The following is a 14837-nucleotide window of genomic DNA, read 5'->3' on the forward strand; positions in this document are numbered from 1 at the left end:
CGAGCTTTAGAACCCCTCCCACATACGTTACCTGCTCCGTCGTGATTTTTTCGTTCCAGATCGCCGGCATCCGAATAAACCGATGCCCCATAAGCTTTGGATGAAACTAGCCGATTTCCGGATCAGCCGCCCTGCTCCGCAGCCAGATCACGATTGTAGTCAAGCGGGACGCGTGGCGACTTCCACCGCAGCCTATCAATGATCCCGGCGAAATTCTCGCCCGCAGCGAACAGGTCCTGGTTGAGCTCGAACCGCGTGGAATGCCCGCTAATCCGTGACAGCCAGTGATCGAGATCGTCTCGGGTCAATCAGGCGGCGCGCCCTTCTCGAAGGCACGCCGGATGATCGCCCGCCAGATCGGGTATCTACCCAAGGTGCAGAGCACCCTCCACTACACTCTACTCGGTCCGTGCACCCTACACCTAGAACAGCCCCGCGCCCGTCTGCGCGGCGAGCGCAGGCTGGTGGCCAATCTTGGCATATTCACTGGAGCGTTGCCGCAGTTCGGCATGAGGCATCGGCTGGCTGGCTGGCTGGCTGGCTGGCTGGCTGGCTGGCGATGGCATCTGTGGATGCCCCTTCGGATGCAAGCAGTAAATCGGGGCATATTGGCACGTAGTCAGATGCTGTCATCTGCCCGGCCTCGATGAGCAGCGCCATATGCTCCGGGCCAGTATCTTCGCGATCACCGGGCCGACGGGCGCGGGTAAGTCCACCCTGCTCGACGCGGTGTGCCTAGCCCTGTTCGCCGAGATCCCGCGCCTACGCGCCGCGCCCGCATCGGGCAGTGTGGGCCCTGCCCGATGCCGCCGCATGGCTGCGCACCCGCGCCGCCGAATGGCGCACGGCCGATCGGACGCTCACCGAGGCGCTGGCGGCGCTCCCCGCTCTCGACACCGCGCGGCAGGACGCCGCCCGCACCCGCGACGTCGTCCTTACCCGCCTGTCGGGCGCCGAGGACGCCCGAAGCGCTCGAGGCCGCGCTGGCCGGCGCCGAGGACACGCTGAACGCCGCTGCCGCCCGGCGCGACGATGCCGCAGCCCTGCTGCGCCAGGACGATCTGTTCCGCGAACGCACCGCCGCCCTGCGCGCCGACCTGGAAGCGGCAAATGCCCGCGCTGAAGTGTGGCTGCGCCTGTCCGATCTCGTCGGCGACCGCGAAGGCAGGGTCTTCCGCCGCTTCGCGCAAGGACTGACCCTCGACCGCCTGCTCGAACACGCCAACGCCCGCCTTGCCGAACTCAAGCCCCGCTACGCGCTGGAGCGCGGCACCGGCGGCGAGATGATGGTCCAGGTGATCGACAACGACATGGGCGGCCAGGTGCGCGGCATGCACAACCTTTCGGGCGGCGAGCGCTTCCTCGTCAGCCTGGCGCCCGCGCTGGCCTCGCCGAAATGTCCACCGCGCGCGGCGTGAAGATCGAGAGCCCGTTCATCCACGAGGGCTTCGGCGCGCTCGACCCCGCGAGCCTCGGCCAGGCCCTGGCACTGCTAGAACACCTCAACGCCAGCGGCCGCCGCGTCGGCGTCATCAGCAACGTTGAGGAACTCAAGGAGCGCGTGCCGGTGAAGCTCGAAGTCACCCCCACCGGCCGCGGCAAAAGCCGAGTGGAGGTGGTGGTTGATTGAAGTCTGAGCTCCAACCCGTCAGGGATCGACCCTTATCGGTGTTTAGGCGCCGATTTTCCCTTAGTGCGGACGGTGCGTATTTTCAATCTGCGCACTCGAGTGGCCGTTCCGGAACGGCTTACCGTCTCAGATCGGCGGATAGATGCCCGTCGTTTTCAGTGTGGCGCTTCGGCAACAAGGAGACTTCTTGCCGGTCGGCAGACGCCCATGCTCGCCGTTCCGGGCCCGGCACCCGACAGGTGACCTCGCCGGCGTGTTGAACCCGCGTGCGGTGCGATCACGAACATGAACAAGCGGCAGCTTTCGGGCGCGTCATCGTTTTCTCGGAAGGACCGGAACGAGGGCGACAGGCGCCCTGCCCCCGCCTATTCGGCCAAGCATGTCCGCTACAGGCACTTGCTTTCCTGATTCCGGACATGCCGTTCGCGCCCCAGCAACTGGACAATTGAGCCTAACTAGGGTTCCTTATCTTCGTCCGACGACATGCGATGCGATACATTGCAGCTCCGTCTGCCGCTTCTGAAACGGGCACCCATGCGGAAGTTGATGGCTCTGGCGGATTAAGCCCACCATCGACATTCACGACGAGTGGTCGCGTCAGTAAGACTTTGATAGTTCGGGAAGTGCAGTCCAAGTGTTCCCTCGACTGCACAGGTGTTTCGCCACGAACTTGTGTGACGATGGTCGCGAAGCGTCCTTTGCGCTTCACACTGGCTCTATCGACATATCGCGAGCCTCCAGATGTTGCCGGTAGTTTATACCAGTCTGTGGCCTCTACTGCGGACGATGCTCCAACGAGCGCCAATACGATGTAGCTTATCCGATTCATGCGGGCATACTGCTGCTAAGGCAGCCAGTCCGCAATCCACCCCTTCTCGGTCACCCCCGAACCAGCGTAGCGGACAAAAGCTCCCAGTTGGCACACGCCCCACTAGCGGACGGTTGGCCGATGCTCGTCCCGCAGCTTCTGCGCGATCTCATAGCGGTCAGCACCGTCCATATCCGCGCGCTCCTGCGCCGTGAATAGTCCGGGTGGAACCGTCGAGCGGCATATGCGGACGATACTTGTTGCGGCGCGCTGCGCGTCTTGCGCCGTGAGCCTTCCCCGGTGAAGCGCACGCGCTCGATCAGTCTGATCCGTCTGACAGTTTGCCTGCTCTTGGATCCACAACGCTGGTGTTGTTGCTGCCACGCTCGCCGGAAGAAGCAAGAGCATCATTTTGATTGGGCTTCGCATGCCAAAGCTCCCGAGCGCCGCGACCATAAACCCTACCGCAGACAATGTCCGCTTGCCACCCCGCATCCTCGTCATAGAGCCGCTCTAAACGAAGCCCAAAAACTGCCGCCCGTTCATCGAGCGGGCACCCACTCTGAGCGTCCGTCGGTCCTTCCCAATGGGATGGTGAAATGGGAAATACGGCGCCAGGTCCGCTATGCTGGTATCAGCGCCCCGATTCCAGACAGGCCGTTCGTGCCACAATGACGTTGAAAAACCCCGCTTCACGTGAAGCTTTGCACGCTCATCATCAGAAGGCTTAGCCGGCGCTGCCTACCAATCGCGCCTGCAGGCTAGCAGGTAGTCCAGCATCGAACGGGATCATGGCTAACGTCGCGCCGCCCTCATCGGCAATTTCCAATCGCATGCCACCAAGATCCTGGCCTCGTAGCATCGCTTGCGACCAAAATTCCCGGATTGCATCCAGCGCTTCTGCTTTTGCGGCATCGAGGCTCGGAAACTCGCCTCCCTCCAAATCCTCGAGCCGCCGCGCAGTATTGTGGGGATGGAAGTAGTATCGAGCCATGCGCCTTGCTGTCCGTGCTTGTGCTGAACCTCGCTTCGGACAGCTACCGAAGCACACCTATCAAACGTTCATACTCGGCTTCCGGCGTCCCGTAAGCCCCTGAAGCAAACTCCTCGAGACCAGAACGGCTGCGGATGACGACCATGCCACGAGTCGACCGGATAAAGCCTAAACCTTCAAGAGAGTGAAGTGCGATCGTGACGCTTGGTCGTCGCACGCCAAGCATCAGCGACATGAAATCATGCGTCAATGCGATGTCATCGCCATCCTGACGATCGTGGCTCATCAGGAGCCAACGCGCGAGACGTTCCTCAATCGTATGAAGCGTATTCGACAAGGCCGTGTAGGCCTGCTGCACCGAGAATGCCTGCACGTAGCGCAAGAGCAGCTTTTGCAACGTACGGCTCTGGTCCATCAGGTCGCGCAGTACCTGTGCTTCAATCCGAAAACCGCCACCGGCCACCTGCATGAAGACACGATGAGGTGAGCGGTCACTGTCAAGGACGAGCGATGTCCCGATGAGACCATCACGTCCTGCTAAACCGACTTCGATACCTTGGACTTCGGTCGACATCGCGATGACAGAGCTAAGGCCGCTGGTCAGAAACCAGGCACATTGAATCGATTTGTCGGGCAGGATCAGGACTTCGCCTCGGTCGTATGTGACAGCTTCCAGATGTGGGGCGATGAGCGCCAGGTCAGCGGGGGCCATCGCACGTAGTAGCCGGTTGCGTACCATCTCGGAGTTGCAGTACGTCATCTTACATACCTGATTTGGCGTGGCAGTCGCTCGACATTCGTTGCCGATCGACGGCGTGCTTGCTACAAGGCATGAGCCTTAGCCGGGGTCGTGATGAAGAGCAGCCTTTGTACGGTATCGAACAATGATTACCGCCGCTATCCCTGGTTGGGTATCACCGGAACCCTGATCTCGAACACCTTCATCCCAGTGGAGGGGGCAATCAGCAGGCCATCCACCGAGGCGATGAGGCGGGAAATGATATCGATGCCGAAATGTCCGGCTTTGACGTTGCGCTGATCGCGCACCGGCAAGGGCAGTCCGTCATCTTCCACTATGATTGCGAGTTGGCTATCATCGTGATCTTGGATGCGTACGGTCACTTTGCCTGAGCGCCCATCAAGAAACGCATGCTTGAGCGCGTTTACGGCAAGCTCGTTCACGGCCAACGCCACGGTGGTCACGACATCAGGGTCAAGACGATGCCGACAGGCGCCAACTTCAAGCGCCACTATGACCGAACGGACTTCTGCCTGGGCCTGCAAACCTTCACAGACGTGGCGCAGTGCGCCCTCCAAAGACACAGGTTCCTGTCGATGCAGGAAGGTCCTCGACTGAACCAGCACCTCGACACGAGCGATCGAATCTTGCAATGCCTCACGCGCTTCTGTGGAATGCACCCTGCGAAGTTGAAGCATGAGCATGCTTACAACCAGCTGCAGATCGTTTTTGCAGCGGTGATTGGTTTCGCGTAGCAAAAGATCAGCTCGGCTGACTGCGCGATCGCCTAAAACCGACCCGGCTTTTGCGCCTTCCGTTCCGTACCTCATGAGGTCATCACCGAAGGAGAGCGTCGGTGCCCTTGGGAATCAAGGTGAAGATATGCTGGGTTGAACGCCACCGCGCGCCTCAGCGCGCCAATGTCTCCCACCACCAGCGGGTTTTGCTGAGTAAGCAGGTTTTCCTTGCGGACGTCTCTTATCGTACGATTGAGATGAACGGGGGTAAGCCCCAGCAAATCCGCTATGCACGCTTGTGAGATGGGGATGCTGAAAGATCGACCTTCTACACCGTAGTGGCCGTGCCCAGCACAATAAGTGAGCTCGCAAAGCAAGTCGATCAAGCGGTCACGGGCTTGCAGGTGCGCGAGCCGATTGGCGCAACGGGCGGCTAGTGATCCATTGACAAAGCCCATGCAGGCGACTGCACATGCGAACTCGACGCTCGATAGGACAAGGGCTCGAACCTCGGCGAGAGGCACTGAAATCACCACACCTGCGGTAAGCATCCGTAGTCCTGGCACCAGGTTCGTGCTGACGAGCGCGTCAAGATTGCAAACATCACCAGCTACGAGGATCGCGCAGACCTTAGCTTTGCCTCGAGGTGTATCCGCCACCCGGCAGGCCCATCCCTCCCGCAGGAAGAATAAGCGTTCCTGAGACCGCCCTTCACAAACGAGCAGGTCACCTGCCTTGCACCACCTTTGATGAAACCGCAGTTTCTGGAGCCACTCGCCACCATCCCCGAAGTAGCTCAAAAACAACTCGAGGGATATACGATCAAAGGAAGAGTTCCATTGATTCTCGTCAAAATCCTGGCCGTCTGGCATACAATTGTTGGCGTGCCCGCTAATGTCTAAAGCAGGCTGAGTAATATATGACACCGCACATCCCCTCGAACGTTGCGCGCACTGTGGTTTTATATAAAATCAACATAGCCTAAAAGGCAACTTTGAGCATTGTCTGCTATCGAACAGAGCAGTTTGAATCTCGCGCACCACTGCGAAAATCGCGAGAATCGCTCTCCTTTAAACCGATCATTCCTGACACAGCATCGAGTTACGAAAGTGGCTGAGTTGGCGCGGTCGCCACCGGATAGTATCAAAGGTGACGGTACCTTTATCAATCGCAGCGAAGAACAACCAACGCTAAGTGCACACAGCATTTGGCTGCCGAGGTTCTGTCCTTATTGGGCGCTTCCTGCCATTCCCGAAAACGAACGGCGAACGAGACGGCCGGAGCCGTCTCAAATAAGATCAGTTTTGGTATTAAAAGCCGAAAGGCTCCAAGCTGCGCGATGCAGGTGGCATACTGGACCCAAAGACAGCGCCATGCGTTTCAGCGCGATCTTGAGGACTCATGCAGAGGCCTTCAGATTGGGGAGTTGAAATGGCAGATCCACACAAGACGGATGGCGCACCTCCGCGCCAAGTTCACATCGAAAAAAAGAAAACCAACTGGGTGGCGTGGATCGCGCTGCTGGCGGGTATTCTCGCGCTGTTACTAGCCTTAAGCCGCTGCAATAGCGATCGCAGCGCCGTCGCGGTGGCGCCTGAAACCACGAACGAAGCAGCAGAAGTTGTCGCGACAACGCCGAATGCCGCGTCGGCGACTGCCCTCACCGGCGTCTCGGGTCTCAGCGGCTATCTTGCAGGCAAGGAAGTGGCACCCCGAACCTTCCAATTCGAGACGCTCAACTTTGACACCGCGAAGAGCGACATTCGTCCGGGCGACGTTCAGGAAGTGACGACCATCGCCGATGTCCTCAAGCAGTATGCAAATACGCATGTTCGCATCGCTGGCTACGCCGACGCACGTGGATCGGACAAGGCCAACATAGCCCTTGGCAAGGCACGCGCCGAGGCCGTCAAAGCCGGTCTGGTGGCACAAGGCGTCGACGCTGCTCACATCGAGACCGTCGCGGGCGGGGAGAGCGATCCGGTCAACAGCAACGCCACGGCTTCCGGCCAAGCCAAGAACCGTCGCACCGAGCTGATCGTCACTTCGCGCTAAACTCAACAAGCTAATCAGGAGACATAAGATGACCCATACCATTACAGCCCTGTTCGACGATCGCAGCGATGCCGAAGCGGCACAGGAGCGCCTGAAGCAGTCACGAGTGGATGCAGACCACATCCGCATTCATGACAAGCAGAGCGATGGCTACCATGAGACGAACAATTCCACGAACGAACATCGCGGAGTCTGGGCTTCGATCAAGAATGCCTTTCTGCCCGACCATGATCGCCATACCTACGAAGAAGGCATGCGCCGTGGCGGCTATCTGCTGACGGCGGATGTCGACGATGATGCCGTTGGTGATGCCGTGCAGGTTTTGGAAGAAGCCAACACCGTCGATATCGACGAGCGGTCTCAGATCTGGCGTTCTTCGGGCTGGGATTACCCGGCAGCCGAAGCTGGCTTGAGCTCCGCAACTTTGGGAGCCGGGTCCGAGGGGACACTCGGTCGTTCCGATCCCGCCAGCAAGTATGACATCGATTCCTCCAGCTTGCCGTCGCCTTATGCCAGTCGTGATCTCGACCGCAGCTCATCACGCGTACGCACTTACTGCAGCGAGCATTATGCCGGCAGTAAGCTGTCCGGCCTTGCTGACGAAGGCATCGGCAACGCCAAGCAGGTAGCCGGCAGTGTGTTCGGCAACGCGAACCTTAAGCGCGATGGCCTGGAGCAGGAACGTCGCGGCGAGGCCGAGCAAGGCAAGCAGCCCGATTGATCCGAAACGTGAGGGAGAACGACATCCTGTCGTTCCCCTCCTACTACCGAAATCGCGCGAGCTTGGAGTTGGCGGGCACACCCGCAGTGACGGTAGCGTCGATTGGGTGCCGATATCGGAGTGATCGATGACGAACGTTGCGGCAAAGCAGAACCCGAGCGCGGATGATCGCGGCAGGCACGCGAACAGACCGACTGAGATACCGGCGAAGGGCTGGAAGGACGTGTTGATCCGCGCCTGGAAGGAGGGTTCCGCCGACAACATCAGCCTGATCGCATCGGGCGTCGCCTTCTGCGGGGTTTTGGCGCTGGTGCCGATGCTCGGCGCGATAGTGCTGTCCTACGGTCTGGTAGCTAGCCCCCAGTCCGTCATTCATGACGTCCAGGAGATGACGTCGGTTATGCCAGGCGAGGCCGCCAAGCTCATCGGCGAACAGCTCATGAATGTGGTCACCACGTCTGGGGGTAAAAAGGGTTTCGGCCTCCTTATGGCGCTGCTGATCGCCCTTTACGGTGCGACTAAGGGTGCCGGCGCAATCATCACTGCGATCAATATCGCCTATGACGAGGAGGAGACGCGCGGGTTTGTCCGCCTCCAATTGGTCAAGCTGGCGATCACCGCAGGCGCAGTGCTACTGGCGATCGTGGCGACGATCGCGATTGCCGCACTTGGGCATCTCGACACGTTGCTGCCGTGGGCGCCCAATACAATACTGGTCCTTGCAAAGATGGCGACCTACGTCGTCATGGCGGGCGTCGGCACGGTCGCCGCGGCGACGCTCTATCGATACGCTCCTGACCGTGATGAAGCCGAATGGAAGTGGCTGAGCCTAGGCTCCATTGGCGCGACGCTCGCGTGGCTCGCCGCGACGGCAGGGTTCGGTATCTACGTCGCGAACTTCGGCAGCTACGACGCGACGTACGGGTCATTGGGCGCGGCGGTCGTACTGCTGACTTGGCTGTACCTGTCCGCCTATATCCTGCTCCTCGGTGCAGAAGTGAACTGCGAACTCGAGCGACAGACGGCGACTGACACGACGATCGGCTCCGACCAGCCACTTGGCGTGCGTGGCGCGTACGCGGCTGACACCGTGGCGGGCGAGTGCGAGACGGCTCCCCGCAACTCGGGGCTAGGGGATGGTGGCAACACCGGGGATCAGGTTGCGACGGCCGGGTCCGTGGTCAGGAACGACTTGGCGGCACGACCGAGCAGTCGAATAGGCAGAGTGGCGGGACCGCAGATGGTAGGCTTGCTCTCGCCAGTATTTGTGGCGGGTAGGCTAGCAATGCTCCAAGGGAAGAAATACGCTCCAATCGGTGGATTGCTGCTCGCAGTCGCCGCCGCACTTATCTCGACAAGGCGGCAAGACTGATCTTCATCGTTGTCGGCATCCGCGACGCTAAGCGAGCGTGACACGGCGTGCATGTGAGGTGCTGCGCCGAAGCGGTCGAGCAAACGTCCGCACTCGGACGCTAACAATCGCTTCCGGCTGTCCAATTAGGAACGGCGATCGAGACGACCGACGCTTTCCAATTGGGATGTTATTTTGGGAATGGTCGAGCGGCGGCAAATTCGATCAAAGCTGAACGCCTTTGGCCGTCCAAGCAGCCATCTCGCCATCGGCTATAGTTAGCGATACGCGCCAGGTGTCGGTGCGCCGCAGAACATAGACATGCTCCCACTCGGCCACCGCAGCGCCGTCGGTGCCGATCATGTGATAGGCCATGCGCGCCTGAGCAACGCCCGGGAACAGCTCGTCGGCCGACAGCAGGGTGCCTTCCGGTCGCACGACGCCCTGGGCTCGATAGAAACCGAACAGCGTGGCGCAATGGTCACGGAACGCGGATCGCGGCATGGCGAAGTTGCCGGTGGGGGTAGGGAACAGCCCAACCTCGTCCCATAGCTCGCTTAAGGTGTCGGCGTCCTCGCGCGCGAAGGCATCGATGTAGCGGCCGAAAAAATCTGTAACTTCGTCGTTAAAGGGCATGTCAGTCCTAGCAGGTGGTCGGGATGGTCGGCAGCGCTCGATCAAGCCGCAAGGGGCTGGGCCAGGCGGACGCTCGCCTCCGCGAGTTGCGCCTTCACGATGTCGTTGAAAGCCATGGTGGGATTGGCTTCGGCGAGCATCCCGATCTTCATCCAGAACTCGGCCTGGGCGTTTATCGACCGGCACATGACGGCGCTGGCGCGGCGGGCTTCCTCGTGCAGCTCGTCGTCGATCTTCACTAAACCCATCACCCGATCCCCATACCGAGAATATACGTTCCGCTTATGGATCATATATTCAGGGGTCAATAGCTGGTGTGGCCTACAGTGCCCCGCCCGATGCCCCGCTTTCTCGCAAAGGAACGGCGATCGAGACGGCCGAGGCTTTCCCATTGGGATCGAGAAACGGGAAATCTCACCCGGCCCAGGCCACCCCAACGCCGTTGACTCCATGTAACCCCTGGGTTACGCATTGTAACCTAGAGGTTACTGAAGGAGCGCGCAAATGCAAGCGATCGTTGCCGAACGGGCGGAGCGTCTGTCAAAGCAAAGAGCGATAGCCGCGATCGTGATGGGCGCTGTTCTAGCGGCAACCCAGACGCAACGGATGGACGCGAGCGGTGCCGGTCCGATCACATGGATCATCACCGGCGTGGTCGTTGCCATCTTTCTGTTTTGGGCGAGCGGTTTATTTCGCAACACAGCGTTGCGCGGCATTCTCAACGACGAAGGCAGCGACGTCAGCAGACGACGCTCTTTAATGATCGGCTTCTGGAATATGCTTGCCACAGCCGTGGCTTGCTACATTCTTACATACGTCAAAGACTATGGGCCACGAGACGCGATCCAGATAATCATGTCTGTGGGCATCTGTTCCGCTCTGATAAGCTTCGGGATCGCAGAACTTGTTTCGGCACGTCAATGAGCGAACGGTTACTGAACAGCCTTCGCGCGGAGCGAGAGCGCCTAAGCTTGACACAAGCCGATCTGGCACAGCGCGTCGGGGTATCTCGTAAGACGATCAATACCATCGAGAACTTGGTTTTCTCGCCCTCCGCATTGCTGGCGCTGAGGATCGCTCGCGACCTCGACAAGAGGGTGGAAGACCTATTCTGGATCAGCGACGAGGATTGAGGGGCGCTTTCCCAATTGGGAAGGTCAAACAGGACAAGGCCGTTCAAACACGCACCGTGCGTCCCTTCCGGGTTACGTTTTCCCAAAATCTGTTCCCGATTGGGTTTTCCCGAAATTGCCGGTCGGACATGGGAAAACGGGAATTGGTTAAGCGGTCTGAACGGCCGAATGGGGCGCGAGCGGCTATGATGCGCTGAGTGTCAAAACCGAACGGTTGTGACACCAAGAAACGGCGGCTTGCGACCGTTTCGATCTTGGAAGCTGTCTGGCGGGAAAGTCCCCACTTCATGTTGTTCGCAGAAGCCGGCAGCTGAGATGAACCGACAGCCGCTTTCGGGCATCAGGCGTGGGGTGCTCAGCGACCGGAATGAGGGCGGCAGGCGCCCTGCCCCGCCTCTTCAGCCACGCATGTCAGCTAACAGCACTTACTATCCTGAACTCGGACAGGCAGTTTGCGCCCCAGTTGTCGCCATTGCGGAACGGCGGCTTTGCTGGCAGCAAAAACGGATGTCCAACGCGCTTCAAATCGTTGCCACTGACGTGTTGTATCACCACGACGCGGATGAGCGAGCCTTTTTCGAGTGGCTTGATCGCATGGCCTTCGTCCGGGAATACTATGGCGTAGTCCGGGATTTGTTCATCGAGTTCAATCGGTTCCCGACCGATGATGACCTGTGGGAAATCATTGGTTTCTGTCGGCGATACGGGATCGAAATGACGCAAATCGCCAAGTTCGAGACCGTGGAAAACAGCACATGGCTGCGAGACACGAAGATGATCTGGCACGCTGAAATCTTTGGCAACCTTGGCAACGAGAACGGCAGCTAACACCGCCATCTCGGACGAATGCTGCCGGTCGGCACACGCCCCAGTTGCGGACATCAAACGCGGATGCCATCTTCACACACATGATAGGCGATTTCCGATATGACCTGTTACCCGAGGTCGCGCGGACGGAGGCAACCATCCTCCACGCTATCTCGCAACTGGTGCCAACCGCCAAATTGAAGCGCATAGGCCCTATCGATTTCGACCCACCGGAGTGGGCTTGCTGGATTATCACTCCGCTAGATGAGGAACGCGATAGGCTCGCCTGCGATGCCGCCCTTAATGAACGGCTAGTTTCAGCGGCAAATGCAGGCTTCCCCCCAACCAGCTTTATCTTCCAATCCGAGGAGACAGTGGCGCGAGATTATAAAGGAAGCTGGTTCTACGCCATGCGCTAGACGTCAGCTTTCACCGCCATCTCGGACGAATGCTGCCGGTCGGCACACGCCCCATAGTCGGACATCAAGCGACCGCGCAATCGAAGAGCCGACCCGACTACGGAATCGCTGCCACGTCAATTGACAGGCTATCAACCCACTTGTTCGGTCGATCAGCGTGGTGGTCGCGAAGCCGATCCAGAACGTGCTCGGGATCCCAAACCGCAGCGTTTTCCAGCCCCTCGCATTCGGACAAGGTCGCTGGCTGCTCCCAATTCGTGCTCGCGAATGACGAGTGATAAAGCGCGAGATTGCCTGTCACCACATCTTGCTTGAAGAAGAACGGTTCTTGCTCATTCTCGGGGGCCAGCGCCTGACGACCGATCACAGGCCAAAAGCCGCGCGTCACGGCTTGGTTCATCACGCAAAGCCGAAATAGCACCGGCAACCGCACTGCCTGTTCTGGCGCTAAGTCTTCTGTGTAGGCTCCGTCAAAAAAGACAATCAACGGCTCCGCTGCGACTTGCGCATAGGAGTGCCGCTCGTCGCCAAGGTCTATCCTTAGAACGTCACCCTCGCGCCTACGCACCCGTTTGTTCGTACCGGCCATGCAACCATGCTAGTGGCAACCACCGGCGTTCTGCAATGTCTGTTTCCCACCCCAACCCCTACGAAAGCCGCCGTTGCCTCCAAGCCCCATTTGCTGACGTTGCGCCGACTGGTAGGACGCCCAGAATGTGGAAGACGGTCGCCCTGGTCACGTTGGCATTAGCACTGGGCGCTGTTGGCGGGTGGTGGTTCAGAAGTGCGATAGCGGTCGACACTTGCTTGGACATGGGCGGGCAGTGGCTGGCCCCCGGTTACTGCAAAGGGGCGGCCGGAATTTACTTCGAGTAGCCCGTACGCTCTCCACCCCATCTTCGCCATAGGGCCCGCTCAAGACGTATCCCGAAAGCTGTCGCCCATTCATCAAGCGCCCTCCTTGATCGCTGGTCAGTCCTTCCCATTGGGATGGTGAATTGGGAAAGCACGGGCATTCTAATGCTCAATCGATTATAAGCAGCCCTGACACTCGCCAAGGAGGCGTTCATGCAGATTGCGGTTCTGACGTTCGAAGGGTTCAATGAGCTGGACTCGTTCGTCGCGGCAGCAATCTTGAACCGCTTGAAGGCAAAGGGTTGGGCGGCGCACATCACCTCGCCGACCGAACAGGTCACGTCCATGAACGGCGTCACAGTTCATCGCCAGAAGCCGCTAGAGTTCGCCACCGAGGCCGACGCCGTTTTGATCGGCAGTGGCATAAGGACGCGTGAGATCGCCCTAGACGCAGACCTGTTGTCCCGGATCAAGCTAGACCCGTCCCGCCAACTCATCGGCGCCCAATGCTCCGGAACGCTGCTGCTCGCCAAGTTGGGCCTCGTCGGCGATCTTCCTGCCTGCACCGACCTGACGACCAAGCCGTGGGTAGTAGAGGCAGGGGTGGAGGTGATCGATGCGCCGTTCATCGCGCACGGCAACGTCGCAACCGCTGGCGGTTGCCTAGCTTCGCAGTATCTTGCCGCTTGGATGATCGCTCGTGGCGCCTCCATCAGTGATGCAGAGGAAGCGATGCACTATGTCGCGCCCGTGGGCGAGAAGTCGCTGTACGTCGACCAGGCCGTGCGCGTTATCCGCCCCTTCATCGTTGAAGATGCGTCCATGGCTGCCTGATGCGACATCGTCTCGCCGTCGATATCTTCATGCAAAAACCGGCTGCCCTGTGATTGAGGGTGGATGCCTCTGCGGCTCCTGTAGCTATGCCACGGACGCTACGCCGCTCAACGTGCGCGTTTGCCATTGTCATCGGTGTCAGAAGGCGACTGGCGCAGCCTTCTATGCGCGGGTCATGGTGCCGCTGGCCGAGCTCTCGATCGATGGCCCCGTGGGATGGGTAAGTGCTGACAGCGGTATACGGCGAGGGTACTGCACCGCGTGCGGGACGACGCTGTTTTCAGAACGCCAGAGCGCCGGCACAATCGGGTTATCTATGGGGAGCCTAGACCGACCCGATCTGTTCGAGCCCACCGAGCATATCTGGACCTCCAGCAAACAAGCCTGGCTGACGCTCAACGACGGCAGGCCGCAATACCCTGAAGGGCCGCCAGCGTAGCTCACGCCGGATGCCAGTCATATTGCATTTGCTTTGCCGTCAGACGCGCCAAGTCAGGGTTGACCAAGCGAGCGACGAGATGGAGGCTCATGCTGATGCCGGCTGATATACCGGCAGACGTGACGACCTCCCCTTGGTCGACATAAGGCAGGCCTTCCACAACTGTAACGCTAGGAAACTGCGCTCGCATGTCATCCAAATCCTCCCAGTGAGTGGTGGCGGTAAGGCCATCGAGGATACCGATACGCGCGAGGAGAAAGGCCCCAGTGCAGACAGAAGCGGTTATTTGTGCGCCCTTGGCCGCACGCTGGAGCCAATCCAGCGTTGCCTCGTCCGCAAGCGCCGGCACAACGATCCCACCGGGCACGATCAGAATATCGAGCTGCGGAGCATCTTCAAAATCATAATCAGGCGTGACCCGCAGACCATGCCTGGCGATGATCGGGGCGTACTGCTTACCAACTGTCACTACCTTAAACGGCGGCCTCGCAGTGCCCAGCTTTACCGGCGCAATGCGGGCAGCGACGGAGAACACCTCGAAAGGTCCAGCGAAGTCCAATACTTCGACGTCTGGGAACAGAAGGATACCAACCTTCGCCGGCGATCCTTCTTGCAGCCTTGATGTCAAAACGGTGGTTGCCATGCAGCAACCAGATAGCAGCGATAGAGGTAACCTTGA

19 protein-coding genes and 2 pseudogenes are annotated in these 14837 nt (G+C 59.5%); 10 read left to right on the plus strand and 11 right to left on the minus strand.

Annotated elements, in window-relative coordinates; genetic code table 11:
* Positions 1 to 122: 122 nt before the first annotated feature.
* Together ACXJ1Z_RS19295 and ACXJ1Z_RS19300 are read right to left on the minus strand one after the other, a co-directional pair.
* Positions 123 to 361: pseudogene (locus ACXJ1Z_RS19295) on the minus strand (integrase); the annotation flags it as partial.
* Between the two features lie 61 nt (positions 362 to 422).
* On the minus strand, positions 423 to 566 hold the full coding sequence (locus tag ACXJ1Z_RS19300; RefSeq protein ID WP_463781372.1) for a hypothetical protein: 144 nt from the start codon (positions 564 to 566) through the stop codon (positions 423 to 425).
* A gap of 94 nt (positions 567 to 660) precedes the next feature.
* Here ACXJ1Z_RS19300 and ACXJ1Z_RS19305 point away from each other — a divergent pair.
* The 3 genes and pseudogenes from ACXJ1Z_RS19305 to ACXJ1Z_RS19315 all read left to right on the plus strand — a co-directional run.
* Positions 661 to 775: pseudogene (locus ACXJ1Z_RS19305) on the plus strand (AAA family ATPase); the annotation flags it as partial.
* A gap of 28 nt (positions 776 to 803) precedes the next feature.
* The gene (locus ACXJ1Z_RS19310) at positions 804 to 1418 is read left to right on the plus strand and encodes a hypothetical protein (RefSeq protein WP_463781599.1); all 615 of its coding nucleotides are present in this window, start codon (positions 804 to 806) and stop codon (positions 1416 to 1418) included.
* Entirely contained in the window at positions 1397 to 1630 is a 234-nt protein-coding gene (locus ACXJ1Z_RS19315; RefSeq protein WP_463781373.1) for a P-loop NTPase family protein, read from the plus strand. Before ACXJ1Z_RS19310 ends, ACXJ1Z_RS19315 begins: the two co-directional genes overlap by 22 nt.
* A gap of 1535 nt (positions 1631 to 3165) precedes the next feature.
* Here the strand turns inward: ACXJ1Z_RS19315 and ACXJ1Z_RS19320 are convergent.
* The 4 genes from ACXJ1Z_RS19320 to ACXJ1Z_RS19335 all read right to left on the minus strand — a co-directional run bounded on the left by ACXJ1Z_RS19320 (position 3166) and on the right by ACXJ1Z_RS19335 (position 5780).
* Positions 3166 to 3432 (minus strand): DUF6894 family protein, encoded by a 267-nt coding sequence (locus tag ACXJ1Z_RS19320; protein ID WP_463781374.1) that lies wholly within the window; start codon positions 3430 to 3432, stop codon positions 3166 to 3168.
* 43 nt (positions 3433 to 3475) lie between these two features.
* Positions 3476 to 4192 carry a Crp/Fnr family transcriptional regulator gene (locus tag ACXJ1Z_RS19325; protein ID WP_463781375.1) on the minus strand — a complete coding sequence of 239 codons (717 nt, stop codon included), beginning with the start codon at positions 4190 to 4192 and terminating at the stop codon, positions 3476 to 3478.
* Between the two features lie 137 nt (positions 4193 to 4329).
* Positions 4330 to 5001, minus strand: a complete 672-nt coding sequence (locus tag ACXJ1Z_RS19330) for a sensor histidine kinase (RefSeq protein WP_463781376.1) — start codon at positions 4999 to 5001, stop codon at positions 4330 to 4332.
* A complete protein-coding gene (locus tag ACXJ1Z_RS19335) occupies positions 4998 to 5780 on the minus strand; it encodes a Crp/Fnr family transcriptional regulator (RefSeq protein WP_463781377.1) in 783 nt (260 codons plus the stop codon). The genes ACXJ1Z_RS19330 and ACXJ1Z_RS19335 overlap by 4 nt, the downstream gene beginning before the upstream one ends.
* Before the next feature lie 559 nt (positions 5781 to 6339).
* Here ACXJ1Z_RS19335 and ACXJ1Z_RS19340 point away from each other — a divergent pair.
* The 3 genes from ACXJ1Z_RS19340 (at position 6340) to ACXJ1Z_RS19350 (ending at position 9056) form a co-directional block, all read left to right on the plus strand.
* A complete protein-coding gene (locus ACXJ1Z_RS19340) occupies positions 6340 to 6963 on the plus strand; it encodes an OmpA family protein (protein ID WP_463781378.1) in 624 nt (207 codons plus the stop codon).
* A 28-nt stretch (positions 6964 to 6991) separates the two neighbouring features.
* Positions 6992 to 7684 (plus strand): hypothetical protein, encoded by a 693-nt coding sequence (locus ACXJ1Z_RS19345; protein WP_463781379.1) that lies wholly within the window; start codon positions 6992 to 6994, stop codon positions 7682 to 7684.
* 226 nt (positions 7685 to 7910) lie between these two features.
* Positions 7911 to 9056 carry a YihY/virulence factor BrkB family protein gene (locus tag ACXJ1Z_RS19350; RefSeq protein WP_463781380.1) on the plus strand — a complete coding sequence of 382 codons (1146 nt, stop codon included), beginning with the start codon at positions 7911 to 7913 and terminating at the stop codon, positions 9054 to 9056.
* 204 nt (positions 9057 to 9260) lie between these two features.
* On the opposite strand, the gene ACXJ1Z_RS19355 is transcribed toward ACXJ1Z_RS19350, so the two are convergent.
* Both ACXJ1Z_RS19355 and ACXJ1Z_RS19360 read right to left on the minus strand, forming a co-directional pair.
* A complete protein-coding gene (locus ACXJ1Z_RS19355) occupies positions 9261 to 9671 on the minus strand; it encodes a DUF6841 family protein (protein ID WP_463781381.1) in 411 nt (136 codons plus the stop codon).
* A gap of 41 nt (positions 9672 to 9712) precedes the next feature.
* The gene (locus ACXJ1Z_RS19360; protein WP_463781382.1) at positions 9713 to 9919 is read right to left on the minus strand and encodes a ParD-like family protein; all 207 of its coding nucleotides are present in this window, start codon (positions 9917 to 9919) and stop codon (positions 9713 to 9715) included.
* A 256-nt stretch (positions 9920 to 10175) separates the two neighbouring features.
* On the opposite strand from ACXJ1Z_RS19360, the gene ACXJ1Z_RS19365 reads away from it, so the two are divergent.
* Positions 10176 to 10595, plus strand: a complete 420-nt coding sequence (locus tag ACXJ1Z_RS19365; RefSeq protein ID WP_463781383.1) for a hypothetical protein — start codon at positions 10176 to 10178, stop codon at positions 10593 to 10595.
* A complete protein-coding gene (locus ACXJ1Z_RS19370; RefSeq protein WP_463781384.1) occupies positions 10592 to 10804 on the plus strand; it encodes a helix-turn-helix transcriptional regulator in 213 nt (70 codons plus the stop codon). The genes ACXJ1Z_RS19365 and ACXJ1Z_RS19370 overlap by 4 nt, the downstream gene beginning before the upstream one ends.
* A 411-nt stretch (positions 10805 to 11215) precedes the next feature.
* Here ACXJ1Z_RS19370 and ACXJ1Z_RS19375 read toward each other — a convergent pair whose 3' ends face one another.
* Both ACXJ1Z_RS19375 and ACXJ1Z_RS19380 read right to left on the minus strand, forming a co-directional pair.
* Positions 11216 to 11641, minus strand: a complete 426-nt coding sequence (locus ACXJ1Z_RS19375; protein ID WP_463781385.1) for a hypothetical protein — start codon at positions 11639 to 11641, stop codon at positions 11216 to 11218.
* Between the two features lie 486 nt (positions 11642 to 12127).
* Positions 12128 to 12619: an immunity 26/phosphotriesterase HocA family protein gene (locus ACXJ1Z_RS19380; protein WP_463781386.1), complete on the minus strand. Its 492-nt coding sequence runs from the start codon at positions 12617 to 12619 to the stop codon at positions 12128 to 12130.
* Positions 12620 to 13098: 479 nt separating this feature from the next.
* Here ACXJ1Z_RS19380 and ACXJ1Z_RS19385 point away from each other — a divergent pair, with 479 nt between their 5' ends.
* Together ACXJ1Z_RS19385 and ACXJ1Z_RS19390 are read left to right on the plus strand one after the other, a co-directional pair.
* The gene (locus tag ACXJ1Z_RS19385) at positions 13099 to 13719 is read left to right on the plus strand and encodes a DJ-1/PfpI family protein (protein ID WP_463781387.1); all 621 of its coding nucleotides are present in this window, start codon (positions 13099 to 13101) and stop codon (positions 13717 to 13719) included.
* The gene (locus tag ACXJ1Z_RS19390; protein WP_463781593.1) at positions 13700 to 14158 is read left to right on the plus strand and encodes a GFA family protein; all 459 of its coding nucleotides are present in this window, start codon (positions 13700 to 13702) and stop codon (positions 14156 to 14158) included. The genes ACXJ1Z_RS19385 and ACXJ1Z_RS19390 overlap by 20 nt, the downstream gene beginning before the upstream one ends.
* Before the next feature lies 1 nt (position 14159).
* Here ACXJ1Z_RS19390 and ACXJ1Z_RS19395 read toward each other — a convergent pair whose 3' ends face one another.
* A complete protein-coding gene (locus ACXJ1Z_RS19395) occupies positions 14160 to 14801 on the minus strand; it encodes a DJ-1/PfpI family protein (RefSeq protein WP_463781388.1) in 642 nt (213 codons plus the stop codon).
* Positions 14802 to 14837: the final 36 nt, after the last annotated feature.

It is taken from the genome of Novosphingobium sp. TK46 (assembly GCF_055361525.1).

Bases quoted from the DNA above. Each gene is read 5' to 3' on its own strand.
- ACXJ1Z_RS19380 (WP_463781386.1), bottom strand. From the start codon at position 12,619: ATGGCCGGTACGAACAAACGGGTGCGTAGGCGCGAGGGTGACGTTCTA.
- ACXJ1Z_RS19340 (WP_463781378.1), top strand. From the start codon at position 6,340: ATGGCAGATCCACACAAGACGGATGGCGCACCTCCGCGCCAAGTTCAC.
- ACXJ1Z_RS19370 (WP_463781384.1), top strand. From the start codon at position 10,592: ATGAGCGAACGGTTACTGAACAGCCTTCGCGCGGAGCGAGAGCGCCTA.
- ACXJ1Z_RS19320 (WP_463781374.1), bottom strand. From the start codon at position 3,432: ATGGCTCGATACTACTTCCATCCCCACAATACTGCGCGGCGGCTCGAG.
- ACXJ1Z_RS19385 (WP_463781387.1), top strand. From the start codon at position 13,099: ATGCAGATTGCGGTTCTGACGTTCGAAGGGTTCAATGAGCTGGACTCG.
- ACXJ1Z_RS19300 (WP_463781372.1), bottom strand. From the start codon at position 566: ATGCCATCGCCAGCCAGCCAGCCAGCCAGCCAGCCAGCCAGCCAGCCG.
- ACXJ1Z_RS19355 (WP_463781381.1), bottom strand. From the start codon at position 9,671: ATGCCCTTTAACGACGAAGTTACAGATTTTTTCGGCCGCTACATCGAT.
- ACXJ1Z_RS19375 (WP_463781385.1), bottom strand. From the start codon at position 11,641: ATGGCGGTGTTAGCTGCCGTTCTCGTTGCCAAGGTTGCCAAAGATTTC.
- ACXJ1Z_RS19335 (WP_463781377.1), bottom strand. From the start codon at position 5,780: ATGCCAGACGGCCAGGATTTTGACGAGAATCAATGGAACTCTTCCTTT.
- ACXJ1Z_RS19315 (WP_463781373.1), top strand. From the start codon at position 1,397: ATGTCCACCGCGCGCGGCGTGAAGATCGAGAGCCCGTTCATCCACGAG.
- ACXJ1Z_RS19365 (WP_463781383.1), top strand. From the start codon at position 10,176: ATGCAAGCGATCGTTGCCGAACGGGCGGAGCGTCTGTCAAAGCAAAGA.
- ACXJ1Z_RS19330 (WP_463781376.1), bottom strand. From the start codon at position 5,001: ATGAGGTACGGAACGGAAGGCGCAAAAGCCGGGTCGGTTTTAGGCGAT.
- ACXJ1Z_RS19325 (WP_463781375.1), bottom strand. From the start codon at position 4,192: ATGACGTACTGCAACTCCGAGATGGTACGCAACCGGCTACTACGTGCG.
- ACXJ1Z_RS19310 (WP_463781599.1), top strand. From the start codon at position 804: ATGCCGCCGCATGGCTGCGCACCCGCGCCGCCGAATGGCGCACGGCCG.
- ACXJ1Z_RS19360 (WP_463781382.1), bottom strand. From the start codon at position 9,919: ATGGGTTTAGTGAAGATCGACGACGAGCTGCACGAGGAAGCCCGCCGC.
- ACXJ1Z_RS19390 (WP_463781593.1), top strand. From the start codon at position 13,700: ATGCGTCCATGGCTGCCTGATGCGACATCGTCTCGCCGTCGATATCTT.
- ACXJ1Z_RS19345 (WP_463781379.1), top strand. From the start codon at position 6,992: ATGACCCATACCATTACAGCCCTGTTCGACGATCGCAGCGATGCCGAA.
- ACXJ1Z_RS19395 (WP_463781388.1), bottom strand. From the start codon at position 14,801: ATGGCAACCACCGTTTTGACATCAAGGCTGCAAGAAGGATCGCCGGCG.